At 49.1% G+C, this 16,333-nt stretch carries 19 protein-coding genes, 1 tRNA gene and 1 riboswitch; of the genes, 7 read left to right on the top strand and 13 right to left on the bottom strand.

Annotated elements, in window-relative coordinates; all coding sequences use genetic code 11:
- Positions 1-80 precede the first annotated feature (80 nt).
- Complete coding sequence (yccX, locus tag OGY17_RS15755) at positions 81-362, top strand: acylphosphatase (RefSeq protein ID WP_020996508.1); 282 nt, start codon at positions 81-83, stop codon at positions 360-362.
- Here the strand turns inward: yccX and tusE are convergent.
- Both tusE and yccA read right to left on the bottom strand, forming a co-directional pair.
- Positions 359-688: a sulfurtransferase TusE gene (gene tusE, locus OGY17_RS15750; protein ID WP_008784296.1), complete on the bottom strand. Its 330-nt coding sequence runs from the start codon at positions 686-688 to the stop codon at positions 359-361. The two genes, yccX and tusE, sit on opposite strands and share 4 nt — an antisense overlap.
- An 88-nt stretch (positions 689-776) precedes the next feature.
- The gene (gene yccA / locus OGY17_RS15745; protein WP_008784297.1) at positions 777-1,436 is read right to left on the bottom strand and encodes an FtsH protease modulator YccA; all 660 of its coding nucleotides are present in this window, start codon (positions 1,434-1,436) and stop codon (positions 777-779) included.
- Between the two features lie 270 nt (positions 1,437-1,706).
- Between yccA and OGY17_RS15740 the strand changes: the two genes are divergently transcribed.
- Positions 1,707-3,335, top strand: coding sequence for an ABC transporter substrate-binding protein (locus OGY17_RS15740; RefSeq protein ID WP_204557578.1), 1,629 nt, complete (start codon positions 1,707-1,709; stop codon positions 3,333-3,335).
- Positions 3,336-3,477: 142 nt separating this feature from the next.
- Positions 3,478-3,565, top strand: a tRNA-Ser gene (locus OGY17_RS15735).
- A 153-nt stretch (positions 3,566-3,718) separates the two neighbouring features.
- On the opposite strand, the gene OGY17_RS15730 is transcribed toward OGY17_RS15735, so the two are convergent.
- The 8 genes from OGY17_RS15730 to OGY17_RS15695 all read right to left on the bottom strand — a co-directional run bounded on the left by OGY17_RS15730 (position 3,719) and on the right by OGY17_RS15695 (position 10,912).
- On the bottom strand, positions 3,719-4,522 hold the full coding sequence (locus OGY17_RS15730; protein WP_008784299.1) for a cytochrome c1: 804 nt from the start codon (positions 4,520-4,522) through the stop codon (positions 3,719-3,721).
- A 2-nt stretch (positions 4,523-4,524) separates the two neighbouring features.
- Entirely contained in the window at positions 4,525-5,685 is a 1,161-nt protein-coding gene (locus OGY17_RS15725) for a cytochrome b (RefSeq protein ID WP_057067672.1), read from the bottom strand.
- 1 nt (position 5,686) lies between these two features.
- Positions 5,687-6,238, bottom strand: coding sequence for a ubiquinol-cytochrome c reductase iron-sulfur subunit (gene petA, locus OGY17_RS15720; RefSeq protein WP_057067671.1), 552 nt, complete (start codon positions 6,236-6,238; stop codon positions 5,687-5,689).
- Between the two features lie 27 nt (positions 6,239-6,265).
- A complete protein-coding gene (locus OGY17_RS15715) occupies positions 6,266-6,706 on the bottom strand; it encodes a pseudoazurin (protein ID WP_057067670.1) in 441 nt (146 codons plus the stop codon).
- Positions 6,707-6,716: 10 nt separating this feature from the next.
- Complete coding sequence (locus OGY17_RS15710; RefSeq protein WP_048235686.1) at positions 6,717-7,532, bottom strand: ABC transporter ATP-binding protein; 816 nt, start codon at positions 7,530-7,532, stop codon at positions 6,717-6,719.
- Positions 7,529-8,596, bottom strand: a complete 1,068-nt coding sequence (locus OGY17_RS15705) for a FecCD family ABC transporter permease (RefSeq protein ID WP_020996505.1) — start codon at positions 8,594-8,596, stop codon at positions 7,529-7,531. The genes OGY17_RS15710 and OGY17_RS15705 overlap by 4 nt, the downstream gene beginning before the upstream one ends.
- A gap of 65 nt (positions 8,597-8,661) precedes the next feature.
- Positions 8,662-9,717, bottom strand: coding sequence for an ABC transporter substrate-binding protein (locus tag OGY17_RS15700; RefSeq protein ID WP_008784305.1), 1,056 nt, complete (start codon positions 9,715-9,717; stop codon positions 8,662-8,664).
- Between the two features lie 221 nt (positions 9,718-9,938).
- Positions 9,939-10,161, bottom strand: a riboswitch (cobalamin riboswitch).
- A gap of 247 nt (positions 10,162-10,408) precedes the next feature.
- On the bottom strand, positions 10,409-10,912 hold the full coding sequence (locus OGY17_RS15695; protein ID WP_020996504.1) for a GNAT family N-acetyltransferase: 504 nt from the start codon (positions 10,910-10,912) through the stop codon (positions 10,409-10,411).
- 218 nt (positions 10,913-11,130) lie between these two features.
- Here OGY17_RS15695 and OGY17_RS15690 point away from each other — a divergent pair, with 218 nt between their 5' ends.
- The 4 genes from OGY17_RS15690 to OGY17_RS15675 all read left to right on the top strand — a co-directional run bounded on the left by OGY17_RS15690 (position 11,131) and on the right by OGY17_RS15675 (position 14,232).
- Complete coding sequence (locus OGY17_RS15690) at positions 11,131-11,286, top strand: hypothetical protein (RefSeq protein ID WP_156183252.1); 156 nt, start codon at positions 11,131-11,133, stop codon at positions 11,284-11,286.
- A 112-nt stretch (positions 11,287-11,398) separates the two neighbouring features.
- Positions 11,399-12,106 (top strand): purine-nucleoside phosphorylase, encoded by a 708-nt coding sequence (gene deoD / locus OGY17_RS15685; protein WP_032942921.1) that lies wholly within the window; start codon positions 11,399-11,401, stop codon positions 12,104-12,106.
- 38 nt (positions 12,107-12,144) lie between these two features.
- Positions 12,145-13,299: an MFS transporter TsgA gene (gene tsgA / locus OGY17_RS15680; RefSeq protein WP_286607761.1), complete on the top strand. Its 1,155-nt coding sequence runs from the start codon at positions 12,145-12,147 to the stop codon at positions 13,297-13,299.
- 96 nt (positions 13,300-13,395) lie between these two features.
- The gene (locus tag OGY17_RS15675) at positions 13,396-14,232 is read left to right on the top strand and encodes a nucleoside-specific channel-forming Tsx family protein (protein ID WP_048235681.1); all 837 of its coding nucleotides are present in this window, start codon (positions 13,396-13,398) and stop codon (positions 14,230-14,232) included.
- A 47-nt stretch (positions 14,233-14,279) separates the two neighbouring features.
- Here the strand turns inward: OGY17_RS15675 and OGY17_RS15670 are convergent, their stop codons facing one another.
- From OGY17_RS15670 to cbpA, 3 genes are all read right to left on the bottom strand, one after another.
- Positions 14,280-14,966 carry a Crp/Fnr family transcriptional regulator gene (locus OGY17_RS15670; RefSeq protein ID WP_048235680.1) on the bottom strand — a complete coding sequence of 229 codons (687 nt, stop codon included), beginning with the start codon at positions 14,964-14,966 and terminating at the stop codon, positions 14,280-14,282.
- A gap of 121 nt (positions 14,967-15,087) precedes the next feature.
- Positions 15,088-15,381, bottom strand: a complete 294-nt coding sequence (gene cbpM / locus OGY17_RS15665) for a chaperone modulator CbpM (RefSeq protein WP_003832033.1) — start codon at positions 15,379-15,381, stop codon at positions 15,088-15,090.
- Positions 15,381-16,301, bottom strand: a complete 921-nt coding sequence (gene cbpA, locus OGY17_RS15660) for a curved DNA-binding protein (protein ID WP_003832035.1) — start codon at positions 16,299-16,301, stop codon at positions 15,381-15,383. Before cbpA ends, cbpM begins: the two co-directional genes overlap by 1 nt.
- Positions 16,302-16,333 lie beyond the last annotated feature (32 nt).

Genomic DNA, 16,333 nt, shown 5'->3' with positions numbered 1-16,333 from the left:
TCAATTCAAAGAAATGGGCGCCATTGTCCTGAGTTTTACGCATATTTGCAACGCGCGCTGTGATGATAAGGAGAACCGCAATGTCGAAAGTCTGCATAATCGCCTGGGTCTATGGCCGGGTTCAGGGGGTAGGATTTCGCTACACCACCCAGCATGAAGCACAACGGCTGGGGTTGACCGGCTACGCGAAGAATATGGATGACGGCAGCGTAGAGGTTGTCGCCTGCGGTGAAAGCGACCGGGTAGAACAGCTGATGAAGTGGTTGAAAGCCGGGGGGCCGAGCAGCGCCAGGGTTGACCGGGTTCTCAGTGAACCACATCGTCCTGGCGACGAGCTAAAGGGATTTAGTATCCGCTATTAAATACATTTCACCGGTTTCGGCAGGCCGGCAATTTTAGTCGCCTGCTTGGCCGGACCTTTCGGGAACAGGCGGTAGAGATAACGGCTGTTGCCTTTCTCTTCGCCAAACTTGTTGGCCATCGCTTTTACCAGCATGCGGATAGCGGGGGAGGTATTAAACTCCAGATAAAACTCGCGGACAAAACGCACCACTTCCCAGTGTTCCGCGGAGAGCGTAATGCCTTCGTTTTCGGCGATTCTCTCCGCCAGCGCCTCGCTCCACAGCGTGGTATCTTTCAGATAGCCTTCGCTATCGGTACTGATTTCTTTACCTTCAAAGATCAACATAATTCGTCACTGCGTTAGTCAAACTGGCGGCAGTTTACCAAAAAAGAAAGCCCCGCATAAGCGGGGCTGGATAATGCGTGTGGACATCTTAATCGCGGCTGGCGAAGCCCAGAATACTCAGCAGGCTGACGAAGATGTTGTACAGCGAAACATACAGGCTAACGGTGGCACGAATATAGTTGGTTTCACCGCCGCGGATGATATTGCTGGTTTCAAACAGGATTGCGCCTGAAGAAATCAGAATGAACACCGCGCTGATTGCCAGATGTAATGCTGGCAGTTGCAGGAAGATATTGGCAACCATACCAATCAACACCACTACAACACCCGCCATCAGCATACCGCCGAGGAAGGACATATCTTTACGCGTGGTCAGCACATAGGCCGAGCAGCTGAAGAAGACCAGCGCCGTACCGCCCAGCGCCATGGCGATAACATCACCCATGCCTGCGGACAGGTATGTATTCAGCATCGGTCCCAAGATGTAGCCCAGGAAGCCAGTGAAAGCGAAAGCTGACAGAATACCAACCGGTTTATCCGCCGTTTTATAGGTCAGGAACATCAGACCATACATACCCACCAGCGTCAGGATAAGTCCCGGAGAAGGTAACATCAGTACGGTACTGGCGGTTGCGGTGATCGCTGAAAACGCCAGCGTCAGGCTGAGCAGGAAATAGGTATTGCGCAGCACCTTATGCGTGCTGAGTAGCGATGTACGCTCGCGCGAAGAACTAATAATACGATCCATGAGTCACTCTCTTATGACAGATGTAATTAATGATGGAGGATAATGAAATCAAGAGGAATGACACAGCGGTTTTACCCATCTTTACGCATTTTAGCCCGCCAGACTTAAGCATATTATTTCAACAAAAGTTCCCGAATTAGATGTTAGCACTGTATGTGCAAAAATGTCAGATCGCTATCTACCAGGTAACTGAAAAATATTGCGTTATTCCTGAATCTCTCTGACAGTGACATCGGTGTCTACATAAAACAGAGCAATAAGGTAAAGGGAATGATTCAACATAAATCGAAGATATTGACGTTTACGCTGTTGGCTGTCTGTTTGATGTCTATAAACGGCGCGGCGAGGGCGGCAAATGTTCCCGCAGGAACACTACTGGCAGAAAAACAGGAACTGGTCAGAAACAACGGCAGTGAGCCGGCATCGCTGGATCCGCATAAAGTTGAAAGCAACGTTGAGTTTAATTTAATCAGCGATATGTTCGACGGTCTGGTGGCTGTCGAGCAGGATGGGTCTATCGAACCCCGTCTAGCCGCGTCCTGGGAGAATAAAGGCAACGCTGTCTGGACCTTCCATTTACGCCCGGGCATAACCTGGTCAGATGGATCTGCTATTACCGCACAGGATGTCGTCTGGAGCTGGCAGCGTCTGGTCTCGCCGCAAACGGCTTCACCTTATGCTTCGTATCTGGGCAACATGCACGTTGCGAACGCGGTTGATATTGCCCAGGGGAAAAAAGATCCCGCTACGCTGGGAGTCAAAGCCCTGGATGATACCACGCTGGAAATTACCCTGACGCAACCGACGGCGGCGTTTCTGGCGATGCTGGCGCATCCATCTCTGGTCCCGCTGGATAAAGTGTTGATAGGTCGTTTTGGCGATAAGTGGACCCGGCCAGAGCATTTTGTCAGCAGCGGGCCGTACAAATTATCGCAGTGGGTGGTTAATGAGCGCATCGTTGCCGAGCGTAACCCACATTACTGGGACGATCGGCATACGGTTATTAATAAAGTTACTTATTTGCCTATTAGCTCAGAGTCGGCTGACGTAAATCGCTATAAGGCCGGTGAAATCGACATTGTGTATAGCGTACCGGTTAACCAGTTCGCGCAACTGAAAAAAACAATGGGGGATGAACTGCATGTCTCGCCTCAGCTTTCAACGTATTACTATCAGTTCAATACAACCCGCGCGCCGTTTAATGATCCGCGCGTGCGCCGGGCGCTGAATATGGCGTTGGATAAAGACATCATTGCGCAAAAGGTGATGGGGCAGGGGCAGCGAGCAGCGTGGGTTATCAGCCAGCCGGAAATAGGTGGGGTGAAACTGCATGCGCCGGAGTATGCGTCATGGCCGCTCGAAAAACGTATTGCTGAAGCCAAAAAACTGCTGGCTGAAGCCGGTTTTGGTCCTGAGCATCCGCTTAGCTTAAATCTGCTCTACAACACCTTCGAAACGCACCAGCGTATTGCGATTGCCGCATCGTCGATGTGGAAGAAAAACCTTGGCGTCGAGGCGAAGCTGCAAAACCAGGAATGGAAAACCATGCTGGACACTATGCACACCGGTAATTTTGACGTCGTGCGCTATGCGTGGATAGCCGACTATGATGATGCCTCAAGTTTCCTCAATATCTTCCGGACCGGTGATAGCGAGAACACCACCAAGTACAGTAACCCCGCCTTTGATGAAGCGATGCGTAATGCGGCAAAAGCAAGTTCACTGGAAGAACGCGGTAAATATTATCAGCAGGCTGAAGACCTTTTAGGTGAGGATGTGCCCGCGATTCCGGTTTACCACTATGTCCGCACGCATCTGGTGAAGCCGTGGGTGGGGGGATTTGCGCCGGATAACCGGGGAAATTACTACACCAAAGATATGTACATCAAAAAACATTAAGCGCTATAGCCGGTATTCGTGCTGAATAAATGGTCAATTTGTTGTTATTTCAGTCGATTAACAACATTTTGGCTGTTTTTCAGGCAAACGAACACATTGGTGCTTTACAGGTCCGTTCGGGATGTTTATAGTGCGCCTCATTGGAAGCGTGGCCGAGCGGTTGAAGGCACCGGTCTTGAAAACCGGCGACCCGAAAGGGTTCTAGAGTTCGAATCTCTACGCTTCCGCCAAACATAAACCCCAAGCTATAAAATAGCTTGGGGTTTTTTCATTTTGCTCGGTTTATATTTTGCCTTCCTTTACTCGTCTTACTCGCGCAAGGGCAACTGCGCACCTGACCGGTTGAATGCTGGTGAACTGAGTAATCCCCCGCCTCGCAAGACCTACATGAGCGAACGTCTCTTCATTAGTCGTGCTATCCATAGCAAGCCCAGCATAATAGCCAGATAGCCCATAACGTAATTTCCCTGTTGCTTTCGTTCAGAAATCGTCGGGTCGGCAGCCCATGCCAGAAAGGCGGTAACATCCCTGGCATATTGCTCCTCAGTTTCAGCTTTTTTCGACGCTGGGCTCCATTGGATCTCCCCACTTGTCAGCGGTTTTGGCATGTTAATCACACCGCCAGGAAAATAGCGATTAGCCTTCAGTTCGGGATCGGCAGGCAGATAGCCGGTTAGCAGCGCGTAAACGTAATCTGCCCCCTGGTCCGTGTAGGGCAGAAAAGCATCTAACAAAAATTGTGGGAATCCGCGATCGTATGAGCGGGCACGGACGATATAGCTCAGGTCAACGGGTTCAGCGCCATTATTAAGGTAGCGTGCTTCCCGGTCGTTTAGATATGGTGATATAAAGCTGTCATTTAGCGTACCGTCGCGCTCACCTATCTGGCCGTCATCCTGAATCGCAGGAAACTGATAGCCGCTGGCGATACTTCTTGCTTCTTCAACCGTGAGTTCCAGACCACCGGGTCTGGTCAACGTCCGAAAGGTAAGGTGTTTCATGCCGTGACAAGCGCGACACTTCTCTTCATAAACCTGCAGACCACGTCTAAGCTGTTCCTTATCATATTGACCGGTAATGCCGCTGAAGCTCCATTCCTGGCGTTCAGGTGTGGCTTCCTGCGCATATGAGGAACCCAGCCCCAATAGAGAAAAGGACAGGACGCTGAATTTCAATAGTTGTTTCATCCTCAATCCTGTTTTTCCAAAAAACGACGGCAAGGTAAGACGATTAAAAACCAGGCAAACCAAATCAGTGTCGAAAGCTGGGATGCGGCACGAATCCAACCCTCTTCATTACGAAAGCCATCAAGAAGATCTGGGCCAACCAGCGCTTTCGACCCTAACCAGCCTAAAAAGCAGGCATTAATAACCCATAGCCAGTATCCGCACTTAACCAGTTTGCTGTAATGGCGAAAACGAGCTCGGGAAGTATCAAGCCAGGGCAGAAAATAGAAAATCAGTATCGAACCGCACATCGCGGCTAGTCCCACGAATTCATTCGGGAAGCAGCGCAAGATGGAGAAGAAGGGAAGGAAATACCATTCCGGCGCAACAATCGCGGGTGTAATCGTTGGGTCCGCAGCAATAAAGTTGTCGGCGCTGCTCAGATAGTGCGGTGCGAAGAATAAAAACCAGGCGAAAACCATCAAAAAAAGAGTGATTTTGATAGCATCGAGATCGGTAATTTTGTAATCGAACAACAGGCTCCTGGACTCTTTCTCGCTAAACTTCTTTTTCATCGCTTGGGCAAACGCCGACTGTACGGTACGTATATGGATAACCGTGGCGACGATAATCACGATGGGAAGAATAAAGTGGATAACAAAAAAGCGGCCAAGCATCGGTGTCCCCGGCGTATGGCTGCCGACTAAATATGCGTAAATTGAATCACCCACCAGCGGGATAGCCTGGGCAAAACGGGTAATTACAGTTGCCGCCCAGTAGCTTTTTTGCCCCCAGATAAGGCTATAACCAAGAAACGCAGTTATCATCAGCAGGATATACAGCGTGACGCTAACCATCCACATTGTCGTCCAGGGCTTGCGGTAAACGTTGTAGTACATACCACGAAAAATATGCAGATAGCAGGCAAAGAAAAAGAGCGACGCGCCAATAGCATGCATGTTGCGTAACAGCTCTCCATGGCGAACCGCGCGCATAATATGAATAATGGAGTCAAATGCCAGCTCAGCCGTCGGCACGTAAAACATCGCCAGCACAATACCCGTAAGGATCTGCACCCCGAGCATAACCAGCAGGATAGCGCCGATTGCAAATACCCAGAGTCCAGCAACAGAGCGAGGAAAAGGGATACGCCCGCGAAGCGAATAGACAAGCTCATTCCTCATTTCAGACTTCCTTCGTGCCGATACGCACGACCTGCCCATCGGAATGAATAACGTAGTCTGGGATTGCCAGGTTGGCAGTCGCGGGCCCGCGTGTCACGCGCCCGGAGGTATCAAACTCAGAACCGTGGCACGGACAAATCCACCCCTCCCCTCCCGGTCGGGCGTTGGGTACACACCCGGCATGTGGGCAATAACCTTGAACTACCAGCCATTGAGGATGGGCTGCAGAGACCCTGGCGCTGTCTGGCTGTGGGTCGATAAGCGTATCCAGGTCGGCACTTCTGGCAGTAATGATTTCATCCGTGGTGCGATGGTGAATAAGAATCAACTTTCCTTGCCATACGCGTCTGACGGTTTGTCCAGCAGCAACACCTGCAAGAGAGACATCAATCGGTTCATTTTCCCCAAGCGCTTTTTCATCCGGACCCAAGGCCGAAACCAGCGGCCAGACTGCAGCCGCGATGCCTGTTGCACCGACAAATTTTGTCAGTTTACACAGGCATTCCCTACGTTGTTCCTGGATTTCGCCGTCTGGAAGTTTATTCTCTGCCACCTCGTATACCTCCCTGAGTATCGCGGATTAACGTTTGTCGATACGCGCGTAAATTTCCTGAAAGCGCTTGTCAGCAATACCTGGTGCTTTGAACGCTCGGTAGCTTTCTGGTAACGAGGCATCTCCAACCTTAATCAGCATCACCATGCCCTGTGCGTAATGCGGTGTACATTTGATGCCGTAAAACCCGCCATTGTCATAAGTAACTTCGATCTCTTCATCTATTTTTCCCATAAATCCAGGATAGCCAGCCGGAGACAATTCAGCGATTGAAGCCGCGTTGTGGCTCTTATGTTTACGGATAAACTTCACCGTATCCCCTGGCTGGATCTCCAGATAATCTGGCTCATAGACCATTGGTCCCCCAGCCCCACGATTTTTCATCAACACTTCGTGAGTTTGTGCGAAGGCAGAAGAGGCGAAGGCGAGTAAACACAAAATTTGCAGACTCTGTTTGAGGTATTTCATTGATTCTTCCTTAAAATTCATCAGGCCGTTGATAACGAATAAAACAATTTTCACCACCCGCATCCTTTTCAATGATGGCGTTGATTCCAAACCAGGTGTGGAGGTTTTCGCGGGTAAAAACGGTGCAAGGTTTCCCCTGCATCGCCATATGTCCGGACGTCATTACGATGATGCGATCGCAGAACATCGCGGCATGATTAAGATCGTGCAGAGCGGCAATCACCGTGAGCTTTTCACGTTTAACCAGACTCAGCAGGCCAATCTGATGTTGAATGTCGAGGTGGTTGGTGGGCTCATCCATCAGCAACAACTGCGGTTGTTGCGCCAGCGCCCGGGCGATATGCAGGCGCTGTTTTTCTCCCCCTGAAAAGGTATGCCAGCAGCGATGCTGTAATTCACTGAGATCGACCTTTTCCAGCATAGTTTGCACAATATCGTCATCTTTGGCGGACCAGGGGGAGAGCATGCTAAGCCAGGGGGTTCGCCCCAGAGAAACGGCTTGTAAAGCAGTAAGACGCTCGCTGGTTTCAGCCTGTTGTTCGACCAGCGCCACCTGTTGCGCAAGATGACGCCGCGAATAATGCTGTAGTGCCTTATGCTGCAGAGTGATATACCCGGAGGTCGGCTTCAGCAAACCGGCCAGCAGTGAAATCAGTGACGTTTTGCCCGAGCCGTTGGGACCAATGATGCCGACAAACTCACCGGGCGTAACGCTGAGTGAAATATCATCAACAATCGTCTTACCTTTTACCTTCCAGCGCAGATTACAGGCTTCAATAACGGCTTGTGCAGAGGTCACAAGGGGGGATTTGAGATTCACCGTCATTTGTTCTGGTTTCCTCTAATCAGAATGATTGAAAACGCAGGGGCGCCAACCAGAGCTGTGATCACGCCTATTGGTAGAACCTGGCCGGGGAGTAACGTGCGGGAAATAACATCTGCGATAATGAGGAAAATCGCGCCGGTAAGCGCACTCACTGGCAGCAGTCGATGATGCTGGTTGCCGACCAGCAGACGAGCGGCATGCGGGATAACCAGACCGACGAAGCCGATCGCACCAACAATGGAGACCATAATTGCCGTCATGCCGGTGACGGCGGCAATCAGTACTGCACGGGTACGTTTTACTGGAATGCCCAACGATGCCGCAGACTCAGCGCCAAAGGAGAAGGCGTCGAGATGACGGGCATAACAGAAGCACAGCACAATACCGACCAGAGCGGTAGGAATGGCTAAGACAACATCGGGCCAACGTACACCGCTCAAATTACCTAACAACCAGAACATAATTCCACGCGCTTGCTCGGCATTTGCTGAGCGGGTGATGATGAGCGACGTAATTGCATTGAAAAGCTGCGAGCTGGCGATGCCGGCAAGAATGATTTGGGTTGTCACACCGCCGCCTTGTCTACCGCCAGCAGCCATTGCCAATAGTGCAACGAACATAAATGCCGTTAGCGCGCCAATGAAAGCCCCCAATGACATGCTGATAACGCCGGCCCCAAGCCCGGTGAGAGCAATCAGCACCGCTCCGGTGGATGCTCCGGCAGAAATCCCCAGTAGATAAGGTTCGGCGAGTGCATTGCGTAGCAGCGACTGTAACACTACGCCGGAAACAGCCAGGCAGGCACCGCAACTGGCAGAGACCAGCGCTCGGGTCAGGCGATAGTTCCAGACGATCCCTGCATCCAGCGCATCGACAGGATAGTGGGTATCAAAAAGATGATTTGCCAGCGTACTGAGCACATGCCGCCAGGGGATCAGCGTTTCGCCGATGGAAATCCCCGCCAGCAGTACGCAGCACATCAGCGCACTGACCCAGACGGTATGCCCACCGACTCTCACTGCAAGCAGACCAAAGGCACGACGCATCCTGCGTGGATCACTCATGATTATCTGCGTTCCTGAGTAACAGAGATGCGCTATACCGCGCAGGATATAGCGCAAAACGTAGATTAATGAGCAGCCTGCGGATGAGCTAAGCCATATTCAACCAGGGCATCAGCCAGTTTTTCTAGCCCATCAATAGTTCTGATCCCAGCATTCATTGTCTGTACGTCGATGACCGGCAGATGGTTTTCCTTAACGGCAGGAACCAGCGTGGTGACAGGATCGGACTTGAGGTATTCCATCTTGATCTTCCAGTCATCTGCCGGGAAGCGGCGACGGCTCATCTCGCCGAGCACAATGACAGAAGGATTAGCTTTAGCGATAGTTTCCCAGCCCACTGTTGGCCATTCTTCGGCAGAATCAATCACATTCTTCACACCCAGTGTTTGGGCTATCCATGCTGCTGGGCCAAACTTTCCGGCAACGTAAGGATCGAGCTGTAAATCGGCACTTGAAAACCAGAACACGGCAGAAACATTCTTATCAATACCGGTAATTTTATTTTTCGCTGCGGCTTCACGTGCTTTAAGGCTGGCAATCAGCGCTTCGCCTTTATCCTGAACATCGAAGATTTTTGCCAGATCGGCGACTTCCTGATACACCATGGTTATATCAAACATCCCTTTACGGACACCATCACCACCATCTTCGTTATCTTTCGCACAGTCAGCTGGCGCGGTGTAAACAGGAACCTTCAGTTCACTAAACTGTTCATAAGAGGCAACCGTGCCAGCTGGGCCGATTTGCCACTCAAACTGGCTGGCGACCAGATCCGGTTTTTTAGCCAAAATCCCTTCAAAGCTCGGAATATTTTGCGCAATAACGGCAACTTTTTCATTTTCTGTTTTATAGGTGTCCAGTACCGGGCCAAACCACAATGAAGTACCGACGACGCGATCGGCAAGCCCTAATGAATAGAGGATCTCGGTACTGTTCTGACCCACCGTTGCCACGCGCGTTGGTGCCTGATTAAAGGTAATATCGCGGCCGCAGTTTTTAATCGTCAGAGGATATTCAGTTTTTGCCGCGTTAGAAAAACCGGAAGCGAGCAGCAGAGCAGTGGTACCAAAAATAGCCAGAAGCGTTTTTTTAGAGGAGTAAAAGGTAGAATTAGCGTGCATTGTCATCGTCCCGTTGATGCCAGAATCTTAAGGTCTGGTCATGGCTCATTTCATTCCATATATCGGGAGGAGACATGAAGATAGATGACATTGAATCGTGAAATTTAAGAATAAAGATATGCGAAAAATGCAAATAATCCTGACTTAGCCAAAATCTTATTCATAAATACACTACTGCTTGTGTCAAATAATTCATCCCATGGACCATCCCGTCCACTCAATGGTATACATCATTGACAGCAGGTCTCCTGACTCACGGTAATCAGAATATCAGCCTTCCCATAAAGATAAACTTTACAGTGACCAGTGGCTTATTAGCCACACAAGGATATTCTGCATCCGCCTACAGTTGCGGGGGCAGTTATGGAATTGAATTAAATAATTCTCACCATATTCCTATTCATACACAAAATGTAATGAAATGCTGTCGAAAGTGACTCTAACGGCAATTGTTAACAAGGTCAACCACGGAATGTAAGAGGTAAAGAGATAATGCCGTTCTGAAAATGATCAGTAAAAACAATAGGATGTAGATGCATTCCTCTGTGTGTTGCTATAAATGAAAATAACAACAGAAAGCTAAATGAGAATTGATTGATGTTGATCAAACTACGAGCATGATTCAATCTCTGCGTATGAAACATATTGATCACCATCAAAAATGCTGCGGATTGGTGTTTGAATCATTTTTTTATGAACTCTCCATATGTACCAATTGCCATTCATCCTGCATATCCATAATCACCTTAAAATTATTACGCAACCAGAAGTGATATCCTCCGGGTAAAAAATGATGGGTGTGAAGATACAACGTTTTATATTGATGTTGCTGGCAGAATACATCTGCTAAAGCAAACAATTGGCTACCAATTCCCTGTCTACGATAGCGTTCATCCACGTAGCAACGACAAATTTCTGCCGTTTCACGCAAGTTGTAACGCCCACGCAGTTCAGTAATACGATCATTATATTGACATACCGCCAGTGTGGCGATTAATTCTTGGTTTTCACTCCATGCGCAAAGCAATAAATTTCTTTCCTGTAACAGATACTGTTGTTCGAGATCAAAGAGATCTTCTTCGGCAGAAGGCATGGATCTGCCGGCATTGAAGAATAAATTAAGATGCTCAATAAGGAACGACTGAACAGCAGGAATATCGGCGTGAGTCATCTCACTAAATCTAAATGGGATCATGGCATGCATAACTCAATCTTAGAATGGAAAACGATAATAACAATAAGCCTCCTTTAAAAACAATATTGAGCGGCAAGAGTCAGAAATGCAATTATCTTTGGCGCTATTCTGCATACGGATTATAAATGGGAATCGTAAGTCCCTGCTGCTGGCGACGGTAGTGACCACGCCGCTGAAGGGATTTGGGGGGCCACAATCGGATGGTGAGGCGCTTGCTTGTGACTGGTTCCCGTCGCAGCCGTCGCCTTCATCTGGCAGTGCGAATTTGCCATGAACAACGTACTGCTTCTTTGCGTCGGGATGCTGACGTTACTCACCGCACGCCAGAAGACCAACACGCTGTGTTCCGTTTTACCACTTACCTGCACCACTAACTCTCAAAAATGAGAGGCCGATCCTCTGAGCAGGACTTTTGTCCTCAATCACCTCACAAACGTCTGGTTACAATCCCTGCATATCTTCAATACCCATAATTCAGGAATTGTTATGACTGCACATATTAATGCCAAGCCAGGTGATTTCGCTCCAACCGTTATTATGCCGGGCGATCCGCTCCGCGCTAAATTTATTGCCGAAAATTATCTAATGGATTACCGCGAAGTCACCAATGTACGTAATATGCTGGGTTATACCGGTTTATATTTTGGGCAACCTGTTTCGGTGATGGGACATGGAATGGGCATTCCTTCAATGACGCTTTATGCCCATGAACTGGTACATGATTTTGGTGTGCAAAGAATTATTCGCGTCGGCAGTTTAGGGGCAACACAACATCATGTCAAAATGCGCGATATTATCCTGGCCGTCGCAGCCGGAACGGATTCAGTCACAAATTTAAAACGTAGCGCAGGCTATGCGATGGCAACATCCGCCTATTTTCCATTATTGCAGCAGGCGTGGACGCTGGCACAGAAGGCCGGTATCGATATTAAAGTCGGCAATGTTTTTAGCGGCGATCTTTATTACGATCCTGACGAAAATTTAATACCGGCACTGGAAAAATTCGGTGTGCTCGGTGTGGATATGGAAGTAGCAGGCTTATACGCTTTAGCGCATCAGTTTAATATTGAAGCGCTGGCTATTTTAACTGTCTCCGATCATTGCCTGACCGGAGAAGAAACAACCGCAGAAGAACGACAATTGACCTTTAACAACATGATTGAGCTGGCGCTAAATACTGCTGTTACCGCTTAGTTCCGGCTTTTAATTGAACCAATCAGAGATGGCATTATATGAAGAATAAAATAGCACTTACGCTGATTAGTTTTCTGGCAAATTTTATTATGGCAGGGTTTGCCAGTCAGTTCGGTATGCTAATCGAACCGATTGCAGTACGCTACGGTGCCGATGTGAATACCGTTGCTTCGATATTTTCGTTGCTCAATGGTGGAGCATTAGCCGGCACCATCGCCGCCTTTTTCCTGATTGAGAAAATCGGTGTGAAGCGTATGACGCTCATTATCTATTCGATAGTGTTCCTTTGCGCTCTGGTAATGCATTTAAGCCCTGGCTTATGGCCAGTGATGGTCGCCATGACCCTGGTGGGTTTTTGCGGTGGGATCGGTCTGTGCGTGGCGGGAACGATTGTGGTATCGGTCTGGCAGGATCGTATTCAAAGTACGATGCTGGTGGTGCAGGACGCCACTTTCAACGTTGCGGGCGTGGTTTTTCCGCTGATCACGACCTTCGCCCTGACGCACAATATGTCGTGGAGTTACAGCTATCTGAGCGTAGGTATGGTGGCCTTACTCACGCTGGGCGTTGTGGCGCTCACCCGCTTTACTGCCTGCGAGACGGCGTCCACGGCAGATCGGACAGACAAGGTAAAATCGGAGTGGAATCCAGGGATCATCAGCGGAGGCATTGGCCTGTTCTTAGGTATGCTGGCGCTGTACACCTTCCTGACCTGGGCACCATTATTTGTGAAGAACAAATTTGGCATTCCCTTTGAAGAAGCAGGAAATATTATTACGCAATACTGGGGCGCTGCGCTGATCGGGGCATTAGTATCAACCGTCATTGTTTCTCGGGTGAAGATACATTATTTCCTGCTAAGTATTATTCTGCTGGCTAGCATTATTACCACAATTATCGTCACGAAGGATAATATCTCTGGGCTTGATTATCTGGCATACAGTTACGGGTTTGTCTGTGCTGCGCTGTATAACTCATTTATTGCCTATGGTGTTTCTTTCGTGAAGCGTGCGAGCAGTCAGAACGTTTCTTATATTTTAATTAGCGGCAGTGCCGGGGCCATGTTTAGTCCGGCGATCAGCGCGCTCATGGAAAAAACAATGGGATTGCAGAAAATTATGTACGCGATACCGGTGTTGTATTTAATTATCTTTGTCATGTTGATGGTGACATTAAAACTCAAACGTAATTAAAAGCACTGATAACACTTACCTCTTTAATTAAATAGCCAGTCGCCACACCATTTATATGGTGGGGCGATACTCAACCTTACTCAAAGGAATTGAAAAATGCTGAAGAACAATAAGTTAATGATTAAAAAAACAATCCTGGGTGCAGTAGTGGCAATGAGCTGTATGCAAGCATTCGCGGCTGACTATACTGATGGCAACATCCGTAAAAATGATTTTAACTGGATGCAGATGAACTTAATGCAAAGTGTGGACGCGAAAGTGCCATATGGTATTCGCAATGACACCTATCTGGAACTGGAGTTTGGTGCACGCTCTGGCATTATCGATCTGTACGGTTATGTGGATTTTTTTGATATTTTGGATCGCGAGCAGGACGATCGTCACGGCGGTGATAACTTCTTTGCCAAGATATCTCCGCGTTTTTCCCTGGACGCCATTTTTAATAAAGATTTATCCGTTGGGCCGTTTAACGAATTCTATATTGCAACGGTAAATAACATTGGCGACCGGGAATTATTTGAACATTACGTTGGCCTGGGTACAGATGTGAAGATCCCGTGGTTTGGTCTGGTGGGAATGAACATCTATGCGCATTATGTTCGTGAAAACTACGGTGCGGATAACGAAGGAAAGTGGGATGGCTATATGTTCTCGACTAACTGGTCGACGCCATTCTATACCTTTGCCAACGGCAGTTATCTGAACTATCAGGGGTACTTTGACTACCAGTTCGCCGCGAATAAGATTGCTAATCAACCGTTATACAGTAATAACGCGATTGAATGGTATAACGGTATCTACTGGCATTCAGAGCATTATGCAGTCGGTTATGGCTTGAAGTATTTCCGTAACATGGCATTGATGGAAAACCACGGCGGAGCAGGGCGTACCACCGGGCTCGGTCACTATTTCAGCCTCACCTATAAGTTCTGATTGCGCCGAAATGACACACCAATGTTCTGTTAACGAGCGTTGGTGTGTCAGTCAATGATGTCATTGCCGAGAAATTTACGCAGCCCATCCAGATCCTTAATTTCCAGTCCTTGCTTCGTTCGCGTTACCAGCCCGGCATCCGTCAGCGCTTTAACCGCCCGCCGATAGACCCGGTCGGTAGTACCGAATCGCTCAGCTTCCTGGTATTTTTTATGGAAACCATCCATCGGCTGCTTGTTCTGATGCTGGCGATACAGGTCATACGCCACGTTATGTACGATAGGGTAGAGCATCCGGTGCAGGAAGATTTCCAGCATATCCTGATAATCAATCGCCATTGCACTGGCAAAAAATATCGCCAGTCTGGGGTGCTGATTCAGCGCTTCTTCCAGACGGTCACAGCTGCACACCGCTACGGTCAGTGGTTCTTCCGCGACGATATCAAGCTGGCAGAGATACCCGGTAAAAAACTCCATTTCACCAAACAGCTGCTCGTCGCATTCCATGGCGCCCAACTGGAATCGGCGACCATTCTCCGCGCTGTAACGCAGCGAAATTCTTCCGGATTGCACCATGATCAGTCGATCGACAACTTGTCCCTGGCGGTATAGATACTCATCTTCCTGGATAATCTGCGTTTCAGAGAGCAGTTCCTGAAATATCTTCTCAATCAAGGCATCATCCTGCTGCCAGATGTTGTGAAAACGACCTTTCGTGAGGGGTTTAAGCTGCATGACTCAACGTCTTATTGTTTAAGATAATTCTTATCTCAGACTGTATGCCATCTGCTGGGCAATGTCATTAAGAGCGCGGGGCGGATAATAAAAGGACCAGCACCATGCTGGTCCTGACACACTAAGGATGGCTGATAAAGCGAGACAGGCGCTGGCGCAGCAGGCGGTTTTCCTGGCGTAACTGAGCGTTCTCCTCCAGCAACGTCAGCGCAACGGCAATCCCTGGCCAGTCAAGTTCCAGCTCCTGACGCAGGCGCACCGCGCGACGCATTACTGTCAGCGCATGATCGTCAAACGTCTCGTCTTCATGAGGTTCTATCACCCCTAAGCCGACAATCTCATGCAGTTCTTCTTCTGACACACCGGTGTACAGACAAAATTCTGTAATGGTAAAAGTGACGGTAACGTTAGCCATTATGCTTTCCCCCACTCTTTGCGCGGATCAAAGGTCTTTTGTGCATCCGCCAGTTGTTGCCACAGGGCGGCACTGGCGTCGTCAGGTTTCGGTGGCATGACGATCTTGATCACCGCATACAAATCGCCGGTATGTTTTTTACTTACCAGACCCTTGCCCTTAATGCGGAGTCGCTGGCCGGCCTGACTGCCTGCAGGAATGGTCAGCAGGATGCTCTCTTTCAACGTCGGAACGGTTACTTTCGCACCCAGCGCAGCTTCCCACGGCGCGAGGGGAACGACAACTTCCAGATCCTGATTAACAATATCGAACAGCGGATGCGGCGCAATATGAATCACCAGCCACAAATCACCGTTCGGCCCACCGTTTTCGCCGGGGGTACCCTGGCCTTTCAGACGGATACGCTGACCGTTACCGACGCCAGCCGGAATTTTCACATTCAGCGTTTTAGGAATTTCTCGTTCTACCATGCCAAACGCATTATAGACTGGCAGGTTGTAACTGATAGTGCGGCTATGCTCAGTAAGCGTTTCTTCGAGGAATACGGCAACTTCAATTTCAATGTCGTGCCCGCGGCTGGCAGGGCGCTGGCGCGACTGGTGCGCACGCTGGCCAAAAATGGAGGAGAAGATATCGTCGAAATCTTCGGCGCTGTAGCTTTGATTCTCTCCTTGCTGGAATTGACGGCTGAACTGTGGGTCGTTGCGGTGCTGCCACAGCTGGTCGTACTCGGCGCGTCGCTGCTCATCACTCAAAACTTCCCAGGCTTCTGCAACCTCTTTAAACCGGGCCTCTGCGTCAGTCTCTTTGCTGACATCAGGATGATATTTACGGGCGAGTCGACGATAGGCGGTCTTGATTGTCTTGAGATCGTCTGTCGGTTTCACGCCCATAATGGCGTAATAATCCTTTAATTCCATAGCGTTCTCTCGTGTAAATCAACACTTGCAGA

Source organism: Citrobacter sp. Cpo126 (assembly GCF_030332445.1).
Taxonomy (GTDB): Bacteria; Pseudomonadota; Gammaproteobacteria; order Enterobacterales; family Enterobacteriaceae; genus Citrobacter; species Citrobacter portucalensis.
Note: the sequence above shows the minus strand (reverse complement) of the source record. Positions and strands in the feature narration are given on the sequence as shown.

What these genes read in the sequence shown, in the direction of transcription:
- yccX (WP_020996508.1), top strand. Translation starts at nt 81, where the DNA reads ATGTCGAAAGTCTGCATAATCGCCTGGGTCTATGGCCGGGTTCAGGGG.
- tusE (WP_008784296.1), bottom strand. Translation starts at nt 688, where the DNA reads ATGTTGATCTTTGAAGGTAAAGAAATCAGTACCGATAGCGAAGGCTAT.
- yccA (WP_008784297.1), bottom strand. Translation starts at nt 1,436, where the DNA reads ATGGATCGTATTATTAGTTCTTCGCGCGAGCGTACATCGCTACTCAGC.
- OGY17_RS15740 (WP_204557578.1), top strand. Translation starts at nt 1,707, where the DNA reads ATGATTCAACATAAATCGAAGATATTGACGTTTACGCTGTTGGCTGTC.
- OGY17_RS15730 (WP_008784299.1), bottom strand. Translation starts at nt 4,522, where the DNA reads ATGAAACAACTATTGAAATTCAGCGTCCTGTCCTTTTCTCTATTGGGG.
- OGY17_RS15725 (WP_057067672.1), bottom strand. Translation starts at nt 5,685, where the DNA reads ATGAGGAATGAGCTTGTCTATTCGCTTCGCGGGCGTATCCCTTTTCCT.
- OGY17_RS15715 (WP_057067670.1), bottom strand. Translation starts at nt 6,706, where the DNA reads ATGAAATACCTCAAACAGAGTCTGCAAATTTTGTGTTTACTCGCCTTC.
- OGY17_RS15710 (WP_048235686.1), bottom strand. Translation starts at nt 7,532, where the DNA reads ATGACGGTGAATCTCAAATCCCCCCTTGTGACCTCTGCACAAGCCGTT.
- OGY17_RS15705 (WP_020996505.1), bottom strand. Translation starts at nt 8,596, where the DNA reads ATGAGTGATCCACGCAGGATGCGTCGTGCCTTTGGTCTGCTTGCAGTG.
- OGY17_RS15700 (WP_008784305.1), bottom strand. Translation starts at nt 9,717, where the DNA reads ATGCACGCTAATTCTACCTTTTACTCCTCTAAAAAAACGCTTCTGGCT.
- OGY17_RS15695 (WP_020996504.1), bottom strand. Translation starts at nt 10,912, where the DNA reads ATGATCCCATTTAGATTTAGTGAGATGACTCACGCCGATATTCCTGCT.
- deoD (WP_032942921.1), top strand. Translation starts at nt 11,399, where the DNA reads ATGACTGCACATATTAATGCCAAGCCAGGTGATTTCGCTCCAACCGTT.
- tsgA (WP_286607761.1), top strand. Translation starts at nt 12,145, where the DNA reads ATGAAGAATAAAATAGCACTTACGCTGATTAGTTTTCTGGCAAATTTT.
- OGY17_RS15675 (WP_048235681.1), top strand. Translation starts at nt 13,396, where the DNA reads ATGCTGAAGAACAATAAGTTAATGATTAAAAAAACAATCCTGGGTGCA.
- OGY17_RS15670 (WP_048235680.1), bottom strand. Translation starts at nt 14,966, where the DNA reads ATGCAGCTTAAACCCCTCACGAAAGGTCGTTTTCACAACATCTGGCAG.
- cbpM (WP_003832033.1), bottom strand. Translation starts at nt 15,381, where the DNA reads ATGGCTAACGTTACCGTCACTTTTACCATTACAGAATTTTGTCTGTAC.
- cbpA (WP_003832035.1), bottom strand. Translation starts at nt 16,301, where the DNA reads ATGGAATTAAAGGATTATTACGCCATTATGGGCGTGAAACCGACAGAC.